The sequence below is a fragment of the Janthinobacterium pasteuri genome (genome assembly GCF_051380775.1).
Classification (GTDB): domain Bacteria; phylum Pseudomonadota; class Gammaproteobacteria; order Burkholderiales; family Burkholderiaceae_D; genus Janthinobacterium.
Window position 1 is genome coordinate 104,428 of record NZ_JBNYXS010000019.1, and the last position, 19,313, is coordinate 123,740.

The 19,313-nt window shown below is 61.9% G+C and carries 19 protein-coding genes and 1 pseudogene; 16 read left to right on the forward strand and 4 right to left on the reverse strand.

Going from position 1 to position 19,313, the window contains the following annotated elements:
- Positions 1-46 precede the first annotated feature (46 nt).
- From ACQ4WN_RS18875 to ACQ4WN_RS18920, 10 genes are all read left to right on the forward strand, one after another.
- Positions 47-310 (forward strand): hypothetical protein, encoded by a 264-nt coding sequence (locus tag ACQ4WN_RS18875; RefSeq protein ID WP_133988790.1) that lies wholly within the window; start codon positions 47-49, stop codon positions 308-310.
- A 71-nt stretch (positions 311-381) separates the two neighbouring features.
- Positions 382-1,203, forward strand: a complete 822-nt coding sequence (locus tag ACQ4WN_RS18880) for an endonuclease/exonuclease/phosphatase family protein (protein ID WP_436552905.1) — start codon at positions 382-384, stop codon at positions 1,201-1,203.
- 9 nt (positions 1,204-1,212) lie between these two features.
- Positions 1,213-2,376, forward strand: coding sequence for a cardiolipin synthase ClsB (gene clsB, locus ACQ4WN_RS18885; RefSeq protein WP_436552906.1), 1,164 nt, complete (start codon positions 1,213-1,215; stop codon positions 2,374-2,376).
- Positions 2,373-2,762: an RNA-binding S4 domain-containing protein gene (locus tag ACQ4WN_RS18890; protein WP_077398991.1), complete on the forward strand. Its 390-nt coding sequence runs from the start codon at positions 2,373-2,375 to the stop codon at positions 2,760-2,762. The genes clsB and ACQ4WN_RS18890 overlap by 4 nt, the downstream gene beginning before the upstream one ends.
- A 257-nt stretch (positions 2,763-3,019) precedes the next feature.
- Positions 3,020-3,622, forward strand: a complete 603-nt coding sequence (locus tag ACQ4WN_RS18895; protein ID WP_436552919.1) for a TetR/AcrR family transcriptional regulator — start codon at positions 3,020-3,022, stop codon at positions 3,620-3,622.
- Between the two features lie 80 nt (positions 3,623-3,702).
- Positions 3,703-5,493: an acyl-CoA dehydrogenase C-terminal domain-containing protein gene (locus ACQ4WN_RS18900; RefSeq protein ID WP_436552907.1), complete on the forward strand. Its 1,791-nt coding sequence runs from the start codon at positions 3,703-3,705 to the stop codon at positions 5,491-5,493.
- 14 nt (positions 5,494-5,507) lie between these two features.
- On the forward strand, positions 5,508-7,907 hold the full coding sequence (locus ACQ4WN_RS18905) for a 3-hydroxyacyl-CoA dehydrogenase/enoyl-CoA hydratase family protein (protein WP_076565389.1): 2,400 nt from the start codon (positions 5,508-5,510) through the stop codon (positions 7,905-7,907).
- Positions 7,908-7,969: 62 nt separating this feature from the next.
- Positions 7,970-8,416: a PaaI family thioesterase gene (locus ACQ4WN_RS18910; protein WP_101484831.1), complete on the forward strand. Its 447-nt coding sequence runs from the start codon at positions 7,970-7,972 to the stop codon at positions 8,414-8,416.
- Positions 8,417-8,476: 60 nt separating this feature from the next.
- A complete protein-coding gene (locus ACQ4WN_RS18915) occupies positions 8,477-9,673 on the forward strand; it encodes an acetyl-CoA C-acyltransferase (RefSeq protein WP_070221628.1) in 1,197 nt (398 codons plus the stop codon).
- 201 nt (positions 9,674-9,874) lie between these two features.
- The gene (locus tag ACQ4WN_RS18920; RefSeq protein ID WP_436552908.1) at positions 9,875-10,654 is read left to right on the forward strand and encodes an enoyl-CoA hydratase; all 780 of its coding nucleotides are present in this window, start codon (positions 9,875-9,877) and stop codon (positions 10,652-10,654) included.
- A 157-nt stretch (positions 10,655-10,811) separates the two neighbouring features.
- On the opposite strand, the gene ACQ4WN_RS18925 is transcribed toward ACQ4WN_RS18920, so the two are convergent.
- Entirely contained in the window at positions 10,812-11,744 is a 933-nt protein-coding gene (locus ACQ4WN_RS18925; protein ID WP_436552909.1) for a LysR family transcriptional regulator, read from the reverse strand.
- A 148-nt stretch (positions 11,745-11,892) separates the two neighbouring features.
- On the opposite strand from ACQ4WN_RS18925, the gene ACQ4WN_RS18930 reads away from it, so the two are divergent.
- The 4 genes from ACQ4WN_RS18930 (at position 11,893) to ACQ4WN_RS18945 (ending at position 16,040) form a co-directional block, all read left to right on the forward strand.
- Positions 11,893-13,290 carry an amidohydrolase family protein gene (locus tag ACQ4WN_RS18930; protein WP_436552910.1) on the forward strand — a complete coding sequence of 466 codons (1,398 nt, stop codon included), beginning with the start codon at positions 11,893-11,895 and terminating at the stop codon, positions 13,288-13,290.
- Positions 13,291-13,497: 207 nt separating this feature from the next.
- Positions 13,498-14,100 (forward strand): TetR/AcrR family transcriptional regulator, encoded by a 603-nt coding sequence (locus tag ACQ4WN_RS18935; RefSeq protein ID WP_436552911.1) that lies wholly within the window; start codon positions 13,498-13,500, stop codon positions 14,098-14,100.
- An 82-nt stretch (positions 14,101-14,182) separates the two neighbouring features.
- Positions 14,183-15,340: an iron-containing alcohol dehydrogenase gene (locus ACQ4WN_RS18940; protein ID WP_436552912.1), complete on the forward strand. Its 1,158-nt coding sequence runs from the start codon at positions 14,183-14,185 to the stop codon at positions 15,338-15,340.
- A 22-nt stretch (positions 15,341-15,362) separates the two neighbouring features.
- Positions 15,363-16,040, forward strand: coding sequence for a type 1 glutamine amidotransferase domain-containing protein (locus ACQ4WN_RS18945; protein ID WP_436552913.1), 678 nt, complete (start codon positions 15,363-15,365; stop codon positions 16,038-16,040).
- A 30-nt stretch (positions 16,041-16,070) separates the two neighbouring features.
- Here the strand turns inward: ACQ4WN_RS18945 and ACQ4WN_RS18950 are convergent, their stop codons facing one another.
- Entirely contained in the window at positions 16,071-16,667 is a 597-nt protein-coding gene (locus ACQ4WN_RS18950; protein ID WP_436552914.1) for a TetR/AcrR family transcriptional regulator, read from the reverse strand.
- Between the two features lie 41 nt (positions 16,668-16,708).
- Between ACQ4WN_RS18950 and ACQ4WN_RS18955 the strand changes: the two genes are divergently transcribed.
- On the forward strand, positions 16,709-17,236 hold the full coding sequence (locus ACQ4WN_RS18955) for a dihydrofolate reductase family protein (RefSeq protein WP_436552915.1): 528 nt from the start codon (positions 16,709-16,711) through the stop codon (positions 17,234-17,236).
- Here the strand turns inward: ACQ4WN_RS18955 and ACQ4WN_RS18960 are convergent.
- On the reverse strand, positions 17,233-18,036 hold the full coding sequence (locus ACQ4WN_RS18960; RefSeq protein WP_436552916.1) for a metallophosphoesterase family protein: 804 nt from the start codon (positions 18,034-18,036) through the stop codon (positions 17,233-17,235). The two genes, ACQ4WN_RS18955 and ACQ4WN_RS18960, sit on opposite strands and share 4 nt — an antisense overlap.
- 138 nt (positions 18,037-18,174) lie before the next feature.
- On the opposite strand from ACQ4WN_RS18960, the gene bla reads away from it, so the two are divergent.
- A complete protein-coding gene (gene bla, locus ACQ4WN_RS18965) occupies positions 18,175-19,116 on the forward strand; it encodes a subclass B3 metallo-beta-lactamase (RefSeq protein ID WP_436552917.1) in 942 nt (313 codons plus the stop codon).
- On the opposite strand, the pseudogene ACQ4WN_RS18970 reads toward bla, so the two are convergent.
- Positions 19,103-19,313, reverse strand: a pseudogene (locus ACQ4WN_RS18970) (IS1595 family transposase); the annotation flags it as partial. The gene bla and the pseudogene ACQ4WN_RS18970 overlap by 14 nt on opposite strands.

Genomic DNA, 19,313 nt, shown 5'->3' on the forward strand with positions numbered 1-19,313 from the left:
GACTGACATGCTGAACTGGGCTCAACTTTCTTTTCAACAGCGCCTCTTGGGCGCCATATTCCTGTCCTGGATTTTTGGCGCCCTGTATGCCGTGTGTTTTCCCGATCAGCCACATGCGCGCTTGCCGCAGGCAGGCTTGCCCTTGCTGATGCTGGGATTTCTCCTGCACCCCCGTTGCTTTGCCGGTGGACGGGGCGCTTTTAGCTGGAGCAGCGCCCCCAGGCTGGTGAAAGGCTTGTGGGTTATCGGCATTGTGGTGGGCAGCATCAGTGCCGCCGATAGTTTGCTGCAAGCGATAGCCGGCAAATAATGTGGGCCTTGGGTGCGCACGCGCACCTATGCTGGCGCCGCAGGAGACCCGTCAGGGAGTAGAATCGATGCATGAAAATCCGCGTAGCAACTTATAATATACACAAGGGCGTCTCCTCCGTTCGGGGCTTGCCCAGGGTGCACGCCTTGAAGCAGGCAATCGCCCTGTTCAATGCCGATGTCGTCTTTTTGCAGGAAGTGCAAGGCAAGCATGACCGCAATGCGGCCCGCTATGGCGCAGAGAAAAACGGCCACAAGCATTGGCCGGAAGCGTCGCAGCATGAATTCTTTGCCGGCGCCGAGCACCATTCCGCCTACGGCATGAATGCCGTGTACGACCATGGTCACCACGGCAACGCCTTGCTGAGCAAGTTTCCCATCGCCTCGCAAACCAACCACGATGTGTCCGACCATGCCTACGAGCAGCGCGGCATTTTGCATTGCGTGCTCAAGACGCCGCACGCTGATGTGCATTGTTATGTCGTTCACCTGGGCCTGTTCGAATCGGGACGGGGCCGCCAGACGCAGGCGCTGATCGACGCCGTCATGGAATCGGCGCCGAATGGCGAGCCCGTCATCATCGCCGGCGACTTCAACGACTGGCGCAATACGCTCAGCGACAAGCTGCGCAATGCGCTGGGCGTGGTGGAAGTGTTCGACCAGCGCGCGTCGAACTCGGCCCTGGGCGACCTGGTGCGCACGTTGGCGCGGCGCCAGACGAAAACACCTGTTCCCGTGCCGGCGCGCACCTTTCCCGCCGCCTTGCCGTGGTTCCGTCTGGACCGCATCTATGTGCGCGGTTTCCACGTGGAAGGCGCGCAAGTGATGCACGGCACCTTGTGGGCAAAACTGTCGGACCACGCGCCGATCGTTGCCGCTTTAAAACTCGCGTAGACTGCCGGCATGCGCACAGTCAATTTCATCGCCCACAACGACATCCAGCTGCTGTATTGCGGCACCGATTACTTCCCCGCATTGGTCAAGGCCATCGATGGTGCCCGCTCGGAAGTCTATTTCGAAACGTATATCTTTGCCGACGACGCCACGGGCACCCTGGTGCTCGATGCGCTCAAGCGTGCTGCCGCGCGCGGCGTGCTGGTGTGCATGATCACGGACTGGTTCGGCACGGGCAACCGCCGCGTGAAAGCCATGCATGCGCAGCTGGAAGCGGCCGGCGTGCACCACCGCATCTTCAATCCGTGGTTCCGGCGCGGCATCACGCGCACGCACCGCAAGATCTGCGTTGCCGATGGCGAGATCGCCCTGGTGGGCGGCATCAATATCAACGATGACATGTTTTGCGACTACGACCACAGTATCAGCCTGGAAGCGCCGCGCTGGGACTTCGCCGTGCAGGTGAAGGGCCCGCTGGTGGACGCCATCCACGAGGAAGTGCAGGCCCAGTGGGCGCGCTTGGGCAAGATGAATCTGGTGCGGCGTATCAAGCTGTACCGCAAGATGCGGGTCGTCAGCAAGGAGTTGGCGAAGAACCCCGTCGTGGCCGGCTTTGTCGTGCGCGACAACTTGCGCAACCGCCGCACCATCCAGCGCGCCTACCTGCAGGCGCTGGGCCAGGCGCGAAAAAGCGTGATGCTGGCCAACCCGTATTTCGCGCCCGGGCACAAGCTGCGCCACGCGCTGGCCCAGGCGGCCCAGCGGGGCGTCGACGTGGTCTTGCTGATCGGCGTGGGCGAGTTCCGCATGCAAGATGCCGTGGCGCACTCGTTTTATCCGAAATTGCTGGCCGCCGGCGTGAAAATCGTCGAATACCGCAAGACGCAGCTGCACGCCAAGGTGGCCGTCGTCGACGATGACTGGGCGACGGTGGGTTCGAGCAATATTGACGCGCTGAGCCTGTTCCTGAACCAGGAAGCGAACGTGGTGATCAAGGACGTGGCCTTCGCGCAAAGCCTGCGCCAGCACATCGAGCAGGGCGTGGCGGACGGCATCGTCATTCATCAGGATGATTTCAAGCACATCGGCCGTTTTCGGCGCATCGGCTACGAAGCCGCCTTCCTCGTGTACCGGCTGGTGATGCGCATTTTTTCAGTAGGCAAGTACGCATGAACGAGATGACAACGGTAAGGCTGGACAAATGGCTGTGGGCGGCGCGCTTCTTCAAGACGCGCTCGCTGGCCAGCGAAGCCGTCGACACGGGCAAGGTGAAAGTGGGGGGCGAGCGCGTGAAACCGGCGCGCAGCCTGCGCGTGGGCGACGAGCTGGCCATCGACAATGGCGCGGAGACGTGGGAAGTTGCCGTGCTGGGCCTCTCCGACAAGCGCGGCGCGGCCCCCGTGGCGCGCTTGCTGTATGGCGAAACGCCGGCCAGCATCGCGCGCCGCGAGCAACTGGCCGAGGAGCGCAAGCTGTTCCGCGAACCAGGCACCACCATCAAAGGGCGGCCGACCAAGCGCGACCGCCGTCAACTGAGCAAGGCAGGCGACCTTTCCTGAGGGGCGCTTGTTGCTGTAAGACAAGGGCGCGCGACGCTTTTGCCGGCCTGAAATCGATACAAACACGCGGCTTGAAAATGCTGCACTGCACCAATAGAACACCGGCTCTAAAGTTCCCGTTTGACTTTTACGTGGTAGTGGATAATAGTACGAGCGTTCGGATTTTTTCGGAGCGTGCTTTTTTTACCCTCGCTTCAGTCCGCCCAATCGGCAACATCACATTTAGAACGGACATCTTGAATACTTCAGTCAAATTCATGCGCAAGGGCGAACTGACCCGTGCAGCCATCCTCGACGTGGCGCTGGACCTGTCCAGCCGCGACGGCCTGGAAGGCCTGACCATTGGGCTGCTTGCGGACAAAATGAACATGAGCAAGTCGGGCGTGTTTGCCCACTTTGGCTCGCGCGAAGACTTGCAGATGGAAGTGCTGAAGCTCTACCACTATCGTTTCGAGCAAGAAGTCTTTTTCCCCAGCATGAAAGAACCACGCGGCATCCAGCGCCTGCAATCGATGTTTGCGCGCTGGGTCAAGCGGGTCAGCGTGGAAATCGCTTCCGGCTGCATCTATATCAGCGGCGCCGTCGAGTATGACGACCGTCCCGGCCCCATCCGCGAGGCCCTGGTGGCCATGGTGCAGGCCTGGCAGGGCGCGCTGCTGCGCTGTGTCGAGCAATCGATCGCCACGGGCGACCTGAAAGCGGACACGGACGCCCAGCAACTGGTGTACGAGATGTATGGCCTGATCCTGGCCCTGCATCACGATGCGCGCTTCCTGCGCGTGCCAGGCAGTATCGAACGGGCGCAGGCAGGATTTGTCCGCTTGCTGGCGTCGTACCAGAATTCTGTAACAAGCAAATAAGCCGTCAGGCAGTATCCGCAACAACGCACACGCAGTTCACAAGTACAACACTTTAGCTAAACGCCTTCAGGAGAAAAATTATGGGTCAATACGTCGCGCCAATCCGGGATATGCAATTCGTTCTGCATGAGTTCCTGCAAGTGGAAGAAGAACTGAAGCAAATGCCGTCGTACGCCGACGTCGACGCCGACATCATCAACCAGGTACTGGAAGAGGGCGGCAAGTTCACTTCCGAAGTCTTGTTCCCGCTGAATCACTCCGGCGACCGCGAAGGCTGTCATCACGATCCTGTCACGAAAAGCGTGACCACGCCTAAAGGTTTCAAGGAAGCGTATAAACAGTACGTCGAAGGCGGCTGGGCGGCATTGGCTTGCGATCCGGAATACGGCGGCCAGGGCTTGCCGGTCGTGCTGAACAACTCCTTCTATGAAATGCTGAACTCGTCGAACCAGGCCTGGTCCATGTACCCGGGCTTGTCGCATGGCGCCTACGAGTGCCTGAAGGAACACGGTACCGACCACCAGAAGGAAGTGTATCTGCCGAAACTGGTCTCGGGCGAATGGACAGGCACCATGTGCCTGACCGAACCGCACTGTGGCACTGACCTTGGCTTGCTGCGCTCGAAAGCGCTGCCTGAAGCAGACGGCTCCTGGACCATCACCGGCAACAAGATCTTCATCTCGGCCGGTGAGCACGACATGGCGGAAAACATCGTGCACCTGGTGCTGGCCCGCGTGCCGGACGCACCGGAAGGCTCGAAAGGCATCTCGCTGTTCCTGGTGCCAAAATTCCTGCCAAACGCGGACGGTACGGTCGGTGAGCGCAACCCGATCACCTGTGGCGCCATCGAAGAAAAAATGGGCATCCATGGCAATTCGACCTGCCAGATGAACCTGGACGGCGCAAAAGGCTGGATCATCGGCCAGCCGAACAAGGGCCTCAACGCCATGTTCGTCTTCATGAACGCGGCCCGCCTGGGCGTGGGCATGCAGTCGCTGGGCCTGACGGAAATCGCTTACCAGAACGCGCTGATCTACGCCAAGGACCGCACGCAAATGCGTTCGCTGTCCGGCATCAAGAACCCGGAACTGCCGGCCGACCGCATCATCGTGCACCCTGACGTGCGCCGCATGCTGTTGACGGGCAAAGCTTACGCCGAAGGCGCGCGCGCTTTCACTTCCTACGTGGCGCTGCAGATTGACCGCGAACTGCATCATCCGGACGCCGATGTGCGCAAGGAAGCGGCCGACGAAGTGGCGCTGCTGACCCCTGTCATCAAGGCTTTCATCACCGACAACGCCTGGATCGCCACCTCGGAGGCGATGCAAGTGTTCGGCGGCCATGGCTACATCTCGGAATGGGGCATGGAACAGTATGTGCGTGACGCGCGCATCAACATGATCTACGAAGGCACGAACACGATCCAGTCGCTGGACCTGCTGGGCCGCAAGATCCTGGGCGACAACGGCGCCAAACTGCGCAAGCTCGGCGAAAAGATCAAGGCTTTCGTCGAAGACAACGGCACCGATGAAGCGATGAGCGAATTCGTCACCCCACTGGGCGACCTAGGCGACAAAGTCACCAAGCTGACCATGGAAATCGGCATGAAGGCCTTCCAGAATCCTGACGAAGTGGGCGCGGCATGCGTGCCTTACCTGCGCGTCGTCGGTCACATGATCTACAGCTACCTGTTCGCGCAGATGGCCAAGATCGCCCTCGAAAAAGAATCCAGCGGCGACAAGTTCTATACCGCCAAACTGGCTACCGCACGTTTCTACTTCGCCCGCTTGCAGCCTGAAACGGCAACCCTGATCCGTCAGGCGCGTTCCGGTTCGGCCAACCTGATGGCACTCGACGCAGACCTGTTCTAAGACTTGAGGAAAATATGACCAATTTCATCGTTAAAAAAGTAGCCGTCCTCGGCGCCGGCGTGATGGGCGCGCAGATCGCCGCCCATTGCATCAACGCGAAAGTGCCGGTCGTGCTGTTCGACCTGCCTGCGAAGGAAGGCCCGAAGAATGGCATCGTGCTGCGCGCCATCGAGAACCTGAAAAAGCTGTCGCCTGCGCCGTTGGGCAACAAGGATGACGCCGCGCTGATCCAGGTGGCCAACTACGAAGACAACCTGGACCTGCTGGCCGGCTGCGACCTGATCATCGAAGCCATCGCCGAGCGCATGGATTGGAAACACGACCTGTATCAAAAGGTCGCGCCGCACATCGGCCCGAACGCGATCTTCGCCTCGAACACTTCGGGCCTGTCGATCACCAAGCTGGCCGAAGGCTTCGACGCCGACCTGAAATCGCGCTACTGCGGCGTGCACTTCTTCAACCCGCCGCGCTATATGCACCTGGTCGAGATCATCCCGACCGCGTTTACCAAGCCTGAAATCGCCGACCAGCTGGAAGGCTTCCTGACCACCACCCTGGGCAAGGGCGTGGTACGCGCCAAGGATACGCCGAACTTCATCGCCAACCGCGTTGGCGTGTTCGGCATCCTGGCCATCGTGCACGAAGCCGAGAAATTCGGCCTGTCCGTGGACGTCGTCGATGACCTGACGGGCTCCAAGCTGGGCCGCGCCAAGTCGGGCACCTTCCGCACGGCGGACGTGGTCGGCCTGGACACCATGGGCCATGTCATCAAGACCATGCAGGACTACCTGCCGAACGATCCGTTCGCTGCCGTCTACAAAACGCCAGCCGTGCTGGCGCAACTGGTGGAAAAAGGCGCGTTGGGCCAGAAGAGCGGCGCAGGCTTCTACAAGAAAGTCGGCAAGGAGATTCAACGCCTCGATTTCGCCACCGGTGAATACGTCGCCGGCGGCGCCAAGGCCGCCGACATCATCGCCCGCATCCTGAAAGAAAAGGATCCGGTCAAGAAGATGAAGGCACTGCGCGAATCGACGAATCCACAAGGCCAGTTCCTGTGGGCGATCTTCCGCGACGCTTTCCACTACATCGCCATCCACCTAGACACCGTGGCAGACAATGCGCGCGACATCGACTTCGCCATGCGCTGGGGCTTCGGCTGGAACGTCGGTCCGTTTGAAACGTGGCAGGCATCGAACTGGCTGCAAGTGGCCAACTGGGTCAAGGAAGACATCGACGCCGGCCACGCGCTGTGCAACGCGCCGCTGCCAGCCTGGGTCTTCGAAGGTCCGGTCGCTGAAAAAGGCGGCGTGCATACGCCGGAAGGTTCCTACTCCGCCGTGTCGAACAGCTTCGTGCCCCGTTCGTCCCTGGCCGTGTATGACCGCCAGCCGTTCCGCGCGCCAGTACTGGGCAGCGGCGCCATCGACGGCAAGACCGCCGGCACCACCGTCTTCGAAGATGAGTCCGTGCGCGTCTGGCATACGGGCGACGATGTCTTGATCATCTCGTTCAAGACCAAGATGCACGTGATCGGCGAAGGCGTGATCAATGGCCTGAAACTGGCCCTGGCCGAAGCGGAAAAGAATTTCAAAGGTTTGGTGATCTGGCACGCCGACGCAGCCGAAGGCGGTGCCTTCTCGGCCGGCGCCGACCTGCAATCGGCCCTGCCAGCGTTTATGCAAGGCGGCGTGAAAGCCGTCGATCCGATCATCGCCGAACTGCAGAACACCTTCATGTCGCTGAAATACGCGAATGTGCCGGTGATCGCCGCAGTCGCTGGCCTGGCACTGGGCGGCGGTTGCGAACTGGCGCTGCACGCATCGAAGCGCGTGGCCTCGATCGAGTCCTACATCGGCCTGGTGGAAGTGGGCGTCGGCCTGATTCCAGCCGGTGGCGGCTTGAAGGAAGCAGCGCAGCGCGCCTACAAGGAAGCCAAGGGTAACGACATCCTGCAATTCCTGAAGACGGGCTTCACCAACGCGGCCACCGCCAACGTGTCGAAATCGGCGCTGGAAGCCAAAAAAATGGGCTACCTGAAGGAAGACGACGTGATCGTGTTCAACGCCTACGAGCTGCTGCACGTGGCCAAGGTCGAAGCGCGCGCCATGTTCGACGCAGGCTTCCGTCCGCAACTGCCGTCGCTGATCCAGGTCACTGGCCGTTACGGCTGGGGCACGATCAAGGCGCAGCTGGTCAACATGCGCGACGGCGGCTTCATTTCGGCGCACGATTTCAAGCTGGGCGAGATGATCGCCGAGATCGTATCGGGCGGCGACGTGGACCAGGGCAGTTTCGTCAGCGAACAGTGGCTGCTGGATATGGAACGCAAGGCATTCCTGGAGCTGTTGAACCATCCGAAAACCCAGGAACGGATCATGGGCATGATGCAGACCGGTAAGCCGGTACGTAACTAAGCCTGTCGTCGATGAAGATCCTGTCGTTGGTATTTAAAGTATTACTGCGCGTGAGGCCAAGCATGGTGTATGACCGTATCAAACAACAGATGATGGACACCTTGCCCTTTGTGCGGCTGCTGGGGATCAGCATCGACGACATCGGCGCCGGCACCTCCAGGGTGTCGATGCCGGAAGATCCCAAACTGAATAATCACCTGGGCACGCAGCATGCGGGCGCCTTGTTTACCCTGGCCGAAACGGCTTCCGGCGCGGCCATGGCTGGCGGCTTCGCCGAGCTGATACTGGGCTTGCGCCCGGTGGCCAAGGAGTCGCGTATCGCCTACCAGAAGCTGGCCCGGGGCGCGACGCGCGCCGAAGGCCGGGTACCGGGCGATCTGGCTGCATTGAAGGCGCAGCTTGCACAGGACGGCAAGGTGGCGTTTCCCGTGGAAGTCGATATCTTCGACTCTGAAGGCACGCTGGCGGCACAGGTGACGGTGGACTGGTATTTGTCGCAGAAGCGATAGACCAGCATCCCGGACATTCGACAGAACACGAACCTCGTTCAACATCTTTGAAAGCATAAAATGAGCAAACAACTTCAAGACGCTTACATCGTCTCTGCAACCCGCACCCCGATCGGCAAGGCGCCGCGCGGCATGTTCAGAAACACCCGCCCGGACGACCTGCTGGTGCGCGTGCTGCAATCGGCCCTGGCGCAAGCGCCTGGCCTCGATCCGGCGCTGATCACCGACGCCATCATCGGCTGCTCGTTCCCGGAAGCGGAGCAGGGCTTCAATATCGCGCGTAACTCGGTGCTGCTGGCTGGCTTGCCGAAAACCGTGGGTGGCGTGACCGTCAACCGTTACTGCGCTTCAGGCATCACGGCCATCGCCATGGCGGCCGACCGCATCCGCGTGGGCGAAGCCGACGTGATGATCGCCGGCGGCATCGAGTCGATGTCGATGGTGCCGATGATGGGCCACCACCCATCGATGAACCTGGACATGTTCAGCGATGAAAACATCGGCATGGCCTACGGCATGGGCCTGACGGCCGAGAAAGTGGCGCAGCAATGGAAAGTGTCGCGCGAACAGCAGGACGCGTTCTCCGTTGAATCGCACCGCCGCGCCATCGCCGCGCAGCAAGCCGGTTTCTTCAAGGCTGAAACGACGCCCGTGGAAATCATCACGCGCACGCCGAACCTGGCCACCGGCCAGGTGGACGTATCGCGCCGCACCGTCGACACCGACGAAGGCGCGCGCGCCGATTCGTCGATGGAGTCGCTGGCCAAGCTGAAGCCGGTCTTCGCCGCCAAGGGCACCGTCACGGCCGCCAACAGCTCGCAGATGTCCGACGGCGCTGGCGCGCTGTTGATCGTCAGCGAAAAAATCCTGCGTGAGCATAACCTGACCCCGCTGGCGAAATTCTCTTCGTTCGCCGTGCGCGGCGTGCCGCCGGAAATCATGGGCATCGGTCCGAAATTCGCGATTCCTGCAGCCTGCGCCGCGGCCGGCATCACGCAAGACCAGCTGGACTGGATCGAGCTGAACGAAGCATTTGCCGCACAGGCGCTGGCCGTGATCGGCGACCTGGGCCTGGACCCATCGAAGGTCAACCCGATGGGCGGCGCGATCGCCCTGGGCCACCCGCTGGGCGCCACGGGCGCCATCCGCGCCGCTACCGTGATCCACGCACTGCAGCGCACCAAGCAGAAGTACGGCATGGTCACCATGTGCGTGGGCGCCGGCATGGGTGCAGCCGGCATTTTCGAGCGCGTCTGATGACACCCGGCATAAGCTACTGCGCGTTGCGATTCGCGGCCTGCGATGCTCACTGTGCCTTCGCACAGCTGCGCGTCTCGGCCACAACTCGCTGCCGCTCGCTACGCTTCTGCCAGGCGTCGTGACGTAAGTGGTCAGATAAGATTAGTCAAAACTTGGGCGCTGGGGATACCTCGGCGCCCTTTATCTTTTGGAGACGACATGGATATTTTGTGCAGCAAGAGCGAGGGCATCCTCACCCTGGAATTCAACCGCCTGGAACGCAAGAATGCGATCACGGGCGCCATGTACCAGACTCTGGCCGATGCGCTGGTGGCGGCCGAGACGGATGACGACGTGCGCGCCATCCTGATCTGCGGCAAGCGCGAGATTTTCACGGCTGGCAACGACCTCGATGACTTCATGAAGACGGCGCGGCCGAAGGATGGTTCGCTCGACCATGACCGTCCCGTGTTCCAGTTCATGCGCGCGCTGTACGGCAGCAGCAAGCCCGTGGTGGCGGCAGTCTCCGGTCCCGCCATCGGCATCGGCACGACCTTGTTGATGCACTGCGACCTGGTCTACGCGGCCGACAATGCCAGCTTCTCGATGCCGTTCACGCAGCTGGGCCTGTGCCCGGAATTCGGCTCCAGCCTGCTGTTGACGCAGCTGGCCGGTTACCCGCGCGCGGCGGAAAAGCTGATGCTGGGCGAAGCGTTCCCCGCGCAGGAAGCGCTGGAGATGGGCCTGGTCTCGAAGGTCGTGCCCCTGTACGAATTGATGACCTTTGCGCAAAGCCAGGCCGCCAAGCTGGTGGCCCTGCCTGCGGCCTCCATCCGCGCCACCAAGCGCTTGATGAAGCAAAGCCGCATGGAACCGGTGAAGGCCGCCATCGCGGAAGAAAACAAACTGTTCAGCGCCATGCTGGGCGGCGCCGAAGCGAAGGAAGCGTTTACGGCCTTCTTTGAAAAGCGCAAGCCGGACTTCAAGAAGTTTGCCTAGGCTGAGTGCCGAACATCTGCTGCACCTGGCCGCAGACTGGGATAGCATCCCGGCTGCTCCCAGATGCTGGTGATAACGTCGAAGGGAGTTCGGCTAGCGTTCATGTAGGGATGTGTATTGGTTCTGCCGCATTCGCAATGTGCCGGTGGATGCTCAGTCAGATTTTTAGTGTAGTGTGACGAAGCGATTGCTCTGAATTGGCGTTGCTGAACAGCTCAATAGTCCAGTCGGTGAACGCTCGCATCGCCGGGGATAGAAAGCGGTGGTGGGGGTAGAGTAGTGATACCGGCACCGGTGCTGGCCGCCAGTCGGCCAGCACCTCGAGCAAATCCCCGGCCTGCAAATGATCGGTCACCAGGATCTCGGCCAGCTGCATCAAGCCGTGGCCGTCGAGGCCCAGCTTGATATACAGCCCGGTCTCGTTGACCGCTACCGTGCCCGGCACCGGGACGGCAATGTCGATGCCCTCATCGACGAAATGCAGATCGCTCCCCCGCCGCGCGGTGCTGGAAAAATAATGGACCGCCCGGTGTCGTTGCACATCCTCCAGGACCTCGGGAACCCCTTGTTCGGCCAGGTAGGACGGGGCTGCGCAGGTGATCCAGCGCAGTTCGCCCAAGCGGCGCGCGACCAGCGTCGAATCATCGAGGCTACCGGTGCGGATGACGCAATCGACACCTTCCTGTATCAAGTCTACCTGGCGATCGTTGATGCCGATCATCAGGTAAATGTCCGGGTAGCGCTGCTGGAATTGCCGCAACTGCGGCAGGATCACGGCATGGGCAATGCCGCCAGGCATATCCACGCGCAATCGTCCTTGCGGGCGCTCGCCCGGGCCTTGCAGGCTTGCTTCGGTGTCGGCGATCAGATCGAGTATTTCGCGGCAGCGGTGGAAGTAGCGCTCGCCTTCCGGTGTCAGGCTGAGGTTTCTGGTGGAACGATTCAGCAAGCGCGTCTGCAAATGTTTTTCCAGCCGCTTGATGATGCCGGTGACCGACGATGCCGGCAATCCCAGGGTCTCTGCTGCGCGCACAAAACTCCTGCTCTCGACCACGCGAAGGAATACCTGCATTGCTTGTACGCGATCCATGTCTTGTCCGTGTGACGGTAAAGGAAACGGCACTATAACCCAACATTGTTCGGATTTTCTGCATGGTGAAAACCTCCATGCCTACTTTTTCTGCGTGCTTGCCTGCACTAGACTGGGTGCAACTCATTACCTATCGCAGGAATCAATCATGCTTGAACAAGACCCTCAATTGCAGGCTCTGCTTGCGCCGCTGGCCGCAGTCCCACACAAGATGCTGATTCGAGGCGCTACGATCATCAGCATGGATGGCAATGTTGGCAATTTGCCCAAGGGCGATATCCTGATTGCCGATGGCGCCATTGCCGCCATCGGCTTGCACCTGGAGGCTGACGGTGCCGAAGTGATCGATGCCGCAGAGATGATTGCCATTCCGGGCATGGTCGATACCCATCGCCATTCCTGGGAAGGCCAGCTGCGCCGCATCAATCCCAATGCGGCAACGCTCGAAGACTATTGCAACGCCACGCATTTCTCGTTTGCCAAATACTACCGGCCGCGCGACATCTACGTGGGCAACCTGCTCACGGCCTTGGGCTGCATCGATGCCGGCATCACGACCGTGATCGACAACTCCCATAACAGCCGCACAGGGGCACACTCCGACGCGGCAGTCGAAGCGCTGCTCGATACGGGCATCCGCGCGGTGCACGCATCCGGAGCGCCCGTATCGGGCGTCTGGGATGAGGCGCATTGGCCAGGCAACCTCGCACGCCTGCAGGCCAAGTATTTCAGCGATCCCGACAGCCTGGTGACACTGGCCATGATGGCGCAGCTGGAACCTGAGCAGTGGGCCGTCGCACGAGCACTGGGTATTCCCATCGTGACCGAGTTTTTTGGCGGTGACATGGCAGCCGAGCTCGAAGGTTTGCACCAGCAGGGGTTGCTTGGCAGCGACAACATCTTCAACCACTGCACCTGCTTGCCGGAATCGGGCTGGAAAATATTGCGCGAGGCAGGCGTGCGCGTCAATGTATGCCCGCGTTCGGATGCCCACTACGGTATCGAGGATGGCATGAACGCCTGGCAGGCCGCGTTCCAGCACGGCATACGCCCCGGCCTGAGTGTCGACAACGAGACCTCGTATAGTGGCGACATGTTCATGGAAATGCGCGTGGCGTTCTACCTGCAAAGGGTCATGGGACATAGCCAGCGCCTCCATGGGCATCACCATGTGGCGGCGCCCACCGATGCGTTCCGTTTGCTGGAGGCTGCCACGATCGACGGCGCCGCTTGTGCGGGGCTGGAACAACGCATCGGCAGCTTGAGCCCAGGCAAGCAGGCCGACCTGGTACTGATACGCACCGGCGACCTCAACCTGTACCCGGTCAACAACGCCATCGGTACCGTGGTGCACGCGGCAGAGCGCAGCAATATCGATACCGTCATCATCAAAGGGCGCGTGCGCAAACGCGGCGGCGTCGTGCTGGGCGTGGATCAGGCAAAGCTGCGCGCCGCGATCGACGAATCCTGTGCCCATCTGTTCAATGCCGCCGGTTACCAGCCCGATCTGTTTGGGGTATCGTTCGCACCGATCCACCATGCGTAAGCAGCGCCTGATGAACGCGATACTGTTAACGTGTTTTCTACCAGCCGCGCCAATGCCCGTTCATTCATGGCAGGAAGGTCAGCCCATCGACGAAGGGGCGTGCGATCACCGGGATCGGCGATAAAGGTAGCGGAGTGGCGCCTGCTTTTCGATTGTTTGATGTCGGCAAATCTAGACGACTGGTCTAATTGTGCTATCATACAGCGCATGAAAGCTGAATACACCGACGTGCGCCAGCACATTATCGACCAGGGCAAGGCCATCATCACGCGCAAGGGCTTTGCCGGCGTGGGGCTGAACGAGATTTTGTCGGCCGCCGACGTACCCAAGGGTTCGTTCTACCATTACTTCAAGTCCAAGGAATTGTTTGGCGAGGCGATGCTGGAAGATTACGTCACCGGCTACCTGGCCGGGATGGATGTGGTTCTGGGCCAGCCGGGCCAGAGCGCGGCGCAGTCGCTGATGGCGTATTGGGCCAGCTGGACCAGCGAGAGCCTCGATGGCAGCGGTTGCGACTGCCGCTGCCTGGTGGTCAAGCTCAGCAGCGAAGTGGCGGACATGTCCGAACCGATGCGCGTGGCGCTGCTGGACGGCACCCACCGCATCATCGCCAGGCTGGCCCTGTGCATGGCGCAGGGCAGGGCGGACGATTCGCTGCCATCGGTGGCCGATCCGGCGCAGATGGCCGCCACCTTGTACCAGCTGTGGCTGGGCGCGGCCATGCTGACCAAGCTGCGGCGCGACGCCAGCGCCTTGCAAACGGCCTGGCAGGCGACGCTTGCCATGCTGCAGCTGCCGCCGGATCAATAAGCGGGTAGCCGTGCGCGGATGACAGACGTCCGCTTTTTTTGAACTGCATTCTAGACGACCAGTCTAATAATAGAGGAGCATCATGAAGAATTTTGAATTCCATAACCCGACCCGTATCGTGTTCGGTCTTGATACCGTCGCCAAATTGTCCACCCTGGTGCCGCACGATGCGCGCGTGCTGATTTTGTACGGCGGCGCCAGCGCGGAAAAGACCGGCACCCTGGCCGAAGTGCGCGCTGCGCTGGGCCAGCGCAGCGTGCAGGAGTTTGGCGGTATCGAACCCAATCCCAGCTATGAGACCCTGATGCGTGCCGTGGCGCAGGTGCGTGGCGACAAGCTGGACTTCCTGCTGGCCGTCGGTGGCGGCTCCGTGATCGACGGCACCAAGTTCGTCGCTGCGGCTGCCCTGTACGACGGCGAGCCGTGGGAAATCGCCGAGCGCGGCGGCGCCAACGTGCATCGCGCCCTGCCGTTTGGCACGGTGCTGACCTTGCCGGCCACGGGGTCGGAAATGAACAGCGGCGGCGTGGTGACGAAAAAAGCCACGCATGACAAGCTGAGTTTTCGCAGCCCGCTGCTGTACCCGCAATTTTCCGTGCTCGACCCCAGCAAGACCTTTACCTTGCCGGCCACGCAGGTGGCCAATGGCCTGGTCGATGCCTTTGTCCACACCACGGAACAGTACCTGACCTATCCGGTACAGGCGAAAGTGCAGGACCGCTTTGCCGAAGGCTTGCTGCAGACCCTGGTCGAGATCGCCCCGCAAGCGATCGCCGCGCCTGACGATTACGATACCCGCGCCAACCTGATGTGGACGGCCACCCTGGCCCTGAATGGCCTGATCGGCGCCGGCGTGCCGCAGGACTGGGCTACCCACATGATTGGCCACGAATTGACGGCCCTGTACGACATCGATCATGCACGCACCCTGGCGCTGGTGCTGCCCGCACTGCTGGAAGTGCAGCGCGAACAGAAACGTGGCAAATTGCTACAGTATGGCGAACGTGTCTGGAACATCACCGTCGGCAGTGACGACGAGCGTATAGCCGCCGCTATCGCCAGCACCCGCGCCTTCTTTGAAGGCCTGGGTATCCCGACCCGTTTGTCCGCTTACCAGTTGGGCCAGGAAGCGGTGGAAGCGGTATTGCAGCAATTGGCAGCACACGGCATGACCTCTCTTGGCGAACACCGCGATATCGACCTTGCGCGCAGTCGCCGTATCCTCGAAGCAGCACTGTAACCCTGACATAAAAGGAAACAACATGAACATCCTGATGGTACTGACCTCGCACGATCAACTCGGTGACACTGGCAAGAAAACCGGCTTCTGGCTGGAAGAATTCGCCGCCCCCTACTATGCTTTGCAGGAAGCTGGCGCCAGGCTGACGGTCGTTTCGCCCAACGGTGGCCAGCCGCCGCTGGACCCGAAAAGCGACGAGCCTGATTCGCAAACGGATGCCACGCGCCGCTTCAAGCTGGACGCCGATGCACAAGCCGTGCTGGCCAACACGGGCAAGCTGGCCGACGTGAAGGCGGCCGACTTTGACGCCGTGTTTTACCCGGGCGGCCATGGTCCGCTGTGGGACCTGGCTGAAGACCCGCACTCGATCGCGCTGATCGAGCAGATGATCGCGGCCGGCAAGCCCGTCGCCGCCGTCTGCCACGCACCGGGCGTGCTGCGCCACGTGAAGGCAGCTGACGGCACGCCGCTGGTGCGCGGCAAGCAGGTGACGGGCTTTACGAATACCGAGGAAGACGCTGTCGGCTTGACGACCATCGTGCCTTTCCTGGTCGAGGACATGCTCAAGCAAAACGGCGGCGTCTACTCCAAGCTGGGCGACTGGCAGCCGTACGCCGTCACCGATGGCTTGCTGGTCACGGGCCAGAACCCGGCGTCGTCGGAAGCGGCCGCGCAGGCGCTGCTCAAGCTGCTGGCCTGATGCCCGGGTAGTGCGAGCGGCCGCCGGGCGTCACGAAACAGTGTGTCCGGCGGCCATGCCGGCCAGGATCAGGCTGACCGAGGCATGCCAGCCGGTCTCGCTGGCGGGCCTGCCCGCCAGAGCATAGCCGTGCAGAAAATCGACGAGCGTATCGCGCCCGCGCAGCCGGGTTTTCTTGTCCGGCGCGAGACCGTCGACGGCCAGCTCGAACAGCGCCGTAAACCGCTCGGCCACATCGGCTTGCGTCACCAGCCCGCGTGCCATCAGGCGCACGAAGTAGGGCGTGGCGCTGACCAGTTCCAGGTACAGCGTGCATAGCGCGAGCAGGCGCCGCCGTGGCGCCTGGCGCCGTGTAAACGGCGGCTGGCGCGGATCGAGCGCGGCAAAACGCTGCACCATCAACGCCAGTAATAACTCCTCTTTTCCTGCGTAGTAGTGATACAGGGCCATGGCATCGACGCCCAGGCTCTGCGCCAGCGCGCGCATGGAAAAGGCTTCGCCTTTTTCTTCCAGCAAGGGCAGGGCCGCCTGCAGGATGCTGGCGCTGTCCAGTGCGGGTGCGGTGCGGCGCGGACGCCCGGCGCGGCGCACCGGAGATTCTACGGCTTGAAGTTTTGGGGTTTTCATGCGCATAATTCTACACTGTAGAATTAATTCAAGGAGCACCCATGCAAAAAAGTTCTGTCAGCGTTTTTCTCGGCATCAGCATCGATGGCTGTATCGCAGGAGAGAATGGCGATCTGGCCTGGCTGGCCGAACTGGCACCCGACTCGCCCGACGCCACCGGCTACACGGCCTTGATGGCGCAAGTCGATACCTTGCTGATCGGCCGCACCACGTATGACGCCGTGCTGGGGTTTGAGCCGTGGCCGTATGCGGGCAAGCGCGTGGTGGTATTGAGTCACCGCGATTTCGCGCCACGCCATGGCGAACAGCGCCGCGAAGGCAGCGTGCGGGAAGTGCTGGAGGGGCTGGCAGAAGAGGGATGCCGCCACGTGTATCTCGACGGCGGCGCCGTCGTCCGCGCCGGCTTGCGCGAGGGCGTCATCGACACCCTGACCTTGTCCGTGCTGCCCGTGGTGCTGGGCAAGGGCGTGCGCCTGTTCGATGACGCGCTGCCGCGCAGCGACTGGCGCCTGGAAGATACGCACCCGTTACCGAGCGGCGTGGTGCAGCTGCGCTACCGAAAAAATTAAACCGTGCTGGCGATGTCGACGATGAATCCGGGATCGTAGCGTTCGTTTTCCGGCGTGCCGTCTGGCCGTTTGTAGCCGCAGGGGTTGCACACGACGCGGCAATCGCCTATCTGGTAGTCGAGCGAGGCGTGCATGTGGCCATGCACCCACAGGTCAGCTTGCGCCACCAGCGCGTCCAGCTGCGAGGCGAAGGCGGGCGAGCCCAGGTTCGTCGCGTATTGCTCGTTCACCGACAGCATCGAGGGCGCCATGTGCGTGATCACTACCGTCTTGCCCTCGAAGGGCTGCGCCAGTTGCTGTTCCAGCCAGGAGCGGTGCTGCGCGTGCAGCTGCGCCGTGTCGGTGGCGCACAGCAGGCGGGGCGTATCGCCGCCCGTGCTGATGCGCTTGTAGTCGGGCATGTAGGCTTGCGCCGCCTGCATGGCTTCTTCCTGGCGCGCCGCGCCGAAGAGTAAAAAGTCCGTCCACAGCGTGATGCCCAGGAAGCGTACTCCATCGATTGTCACGGCGTCGCCGTCGAGCAGGCGGATATGGGCGCCATGCGCATTCGCGCTGGCACAGGCGTCGCGCACGGCGTCCTGCATGTGTTCCAGCTGGTGGCCATAGCCTTCGTGATTGCCGTGCACGTACAGCACGGGCAGGGCGCCGAAGGTGCGCGCGGCCCAGGCGATGGCATGGTTGCCCGTGGCGATGTCGCCGGCCAGGATCACCACGTCGGGGCGGCTGGCGGCAAGCTCGATGGCGGGCGTGTCTTCACCCCAGACTTCCAGGTGCAGGTCGGACAGGATCAGCAAACGCATGGCAGTGGGCGCGGCAAGGCGCGCGGCAGGTCTATGGGCCTCTATCGTAGCGCAAGTCGCTGCGTCCGTCTGCTTGACCGCGCGAGGCTGGCGACGTTACCCTATGGCATCGATTACCACACTCACTCCTGGAGCCGCATGCCGCCTTTCTTCATTCCCAAGACCTTGCTGAGCGTCGCGCTGGCCGCCATGGCGCTGCCGTTGACGGCGCATGCCGCCACGCCCGCCATCGATCCTCTGACGCAGCCGATTGCCTCACCCTATGCGGCGCAGTGGAACCGTCCGCAGCAACCGGCGCGCATCCACGGCGACACCTATTACGTGGGCGTGGGCGGCTTGAGCGTGGTGCTGATCGATACGCGCGCAGGCTTGATCCTGATCGACGGCGCGTTGCCGCAATCGGTGGCCGCCATCAAGGAACATATCCTCGAGCTGGGTTTTCGCCTGGAAGACATCAAATTCATCCTGAATACGGAAGCGCATTTCGACCATTCGGGCGGCATTGCCGCGCTGGCCCGCGACAGCGGCGCGCAAGTGGTCGCCAGCCCGCTGGGAGCGGAGGCGCTGCGCGCGGGAGCGGTGCTCGCTGCGGATCCGCAAGCGGGTGAAATCGATCCCATGCCGGCCGTGGAAAACGTGCGCGAGATTGCCGACGGCGAAACCCTGCAACTGGGCGACGTGACCATCACGGCGCGCTACACGCCTGGCCATACGCCGGGCAGCACCAGCTGGACCTGGGTTTCGTGCGAGGATGCGGAGCGGCAGGAATGCCTGAACGTGGTGTTCGGCGCTAGCCTCACGCCAGTGGCGGCCGACGATTTTCACTACCTGGCCGATGAACGCCATGGGGACCTGACGCCGGGCTTCCGCCGCGTCATGCAGGACTTTGCCAGGCTGCCGTGCGATATCCTGATCTCGGCCCATCCCGACCACTCCGGCGCTGACCGCAAGCTGACGCAATTACTGGAAGGCGTCACGCCGAATCCCTTCATCGATGCGCAGGCGTGCAGCAACTACGCGGCCAAAAATGAAGCGAAGCTCGATGCCCGCATTGCGAAAGAAAAGGCTATGTCACCGTAAGGTGTGGGAACTCTCCCATGGTTGCCTTCAACAATGTTTCTGGGGAGCGGATGCGTCCGGCGTCGAGTATCCAGCGCCAACCCAGATAATTCGGCAGGTAACGGCTGGCTACCCCGTGGAATATGCGCAGCCAGCCGCGCAAGCGGCTGTGGTAGGCATTGACGTTCTGCACGTGGGCGGCGCCCTGTACGCGGATG

Coding starts and splice junctions, on each gene's coding strand:
- ACQ4WN_RS18880 (WP_436552905.1), top strand. CDS start 382: ATGAAAATCCGCGTAGCAACTTATAATATACACAAGGGCGTCTCCTCC.
- clsB (WP_436552906.1), top strand. CDS start 1,213: ATGCGCACAGTCAATTTCATCGCCCACAACGACATCCAGCTGCTGTAT.
- ACQ4WN_RS18890 (WP_077398991.1), top strand. CDS start 2,373: ATGAACGAGATGACAACGGTAAGGCTGGACAAATGGCTGTGGGCGGCG.
- ACQ4WN_RS18895 (WP_436552919.1), top strand. CDS start 3,020: ATGCGCAAGGGCGAACTGACCCGTGCAGCCATCCTCGACGTGGCGCTG.
- ACQ4WN_RS18900 (WP_436552907.1), top strand. CDS start 3,703: ATGGGTCAATACGTCGCGCCAATCCGGGATATGCAATTCGTTCTGCAT.
- ACQ4WN_RS18905 (WP_076565389.1), top strand. CDS start 5,508: ATGACCAATTTCATCGTTAAAAAAGTAGCCGTCCTCGGCGCCGGCGTG.
- ACQ4WN_RS18910 (WP_101484831.1), top strand. CDS start 7,970: ATGGTGTATGACCGTATCAAACAACAGATGATGGACACCTTGCCCTTT.
- ACQ4WN_RS18915 (WP_070221628.1), top strand. CDS start 8,477: ATGAGCAAACAACTTCAAGACGCTTACATCGTCTCTGCAACCCGCACC.
- ACQ4WN_RS18920 (WP_436552908.1), top strand. CDS start 9,875: ATGGATATTTTGTGCAGCAAGAGCGAGGGCATCCTCACCCTGGAATTC.
- ACQ4WN_RS18925 (WP_436552909.1), bottom strand. CDS start 11,744: ATGGATCGCGTACAAGCAATGCAGGTATTCCTTCGCGTGGTCGAGAGC.
- ACQ4WN_RS18930 (WP_436552910.1), top strand. CDS start 11,893: ATGCTTGAACAAGACCCTCAATTGCAGGCTCTGCTTGCGCCGCTGGCC.
- ACQ4WN_RS18935 (WP_436552911.1), top strand. CDS start 13,498: ATGAAAGCTGAATACACCGACGTGCGCCAGCACATTATCGACCAGGGC.
- ACQ4WN_RS18940 (WP_436552912.1), top strand. CDS start 14,183: ATGAAGAATTTTGAATTCCATAACCCGACCCGTATCGTGTTCGGTCTT.
- ACQ4WN_RS18945 (WP_436552913.1), top strand. CDS start 15,363: ATGAACATCCTGATGGTACTGACCTCGCACGATCAACTCGGTGACACT.
- ACQ4WN_RS18950 (WP_436552914.1), bottom strand. CDS start 16,667: ATGAAAACCCCAAAACTTCAAGCCGTAGAATCTCCGGTGCGCCGCGCC.
- ACQ4WN_RS18955 (WP_436552915.1), top strand. CDS start 16,709: ATGCAAAAAAGTTCTGTCAGCGTTTTTCTCGGCATCAGCATCGATGGC.
- ACQ4WN_RS18960 (WP_436552916.1), bottom strand. CDS start 18,036: ATGCGTTTGCTGATCCTGTCCGACCTGCACCTGGAAGTCTGGGGTGAA.
- bla (WP_436552917.1), top strand. CDS start 18,175: ATGCCGCCTTTCTTCATTCCCAAGACCTTGCTGAGCGTCGCGCTGGCC.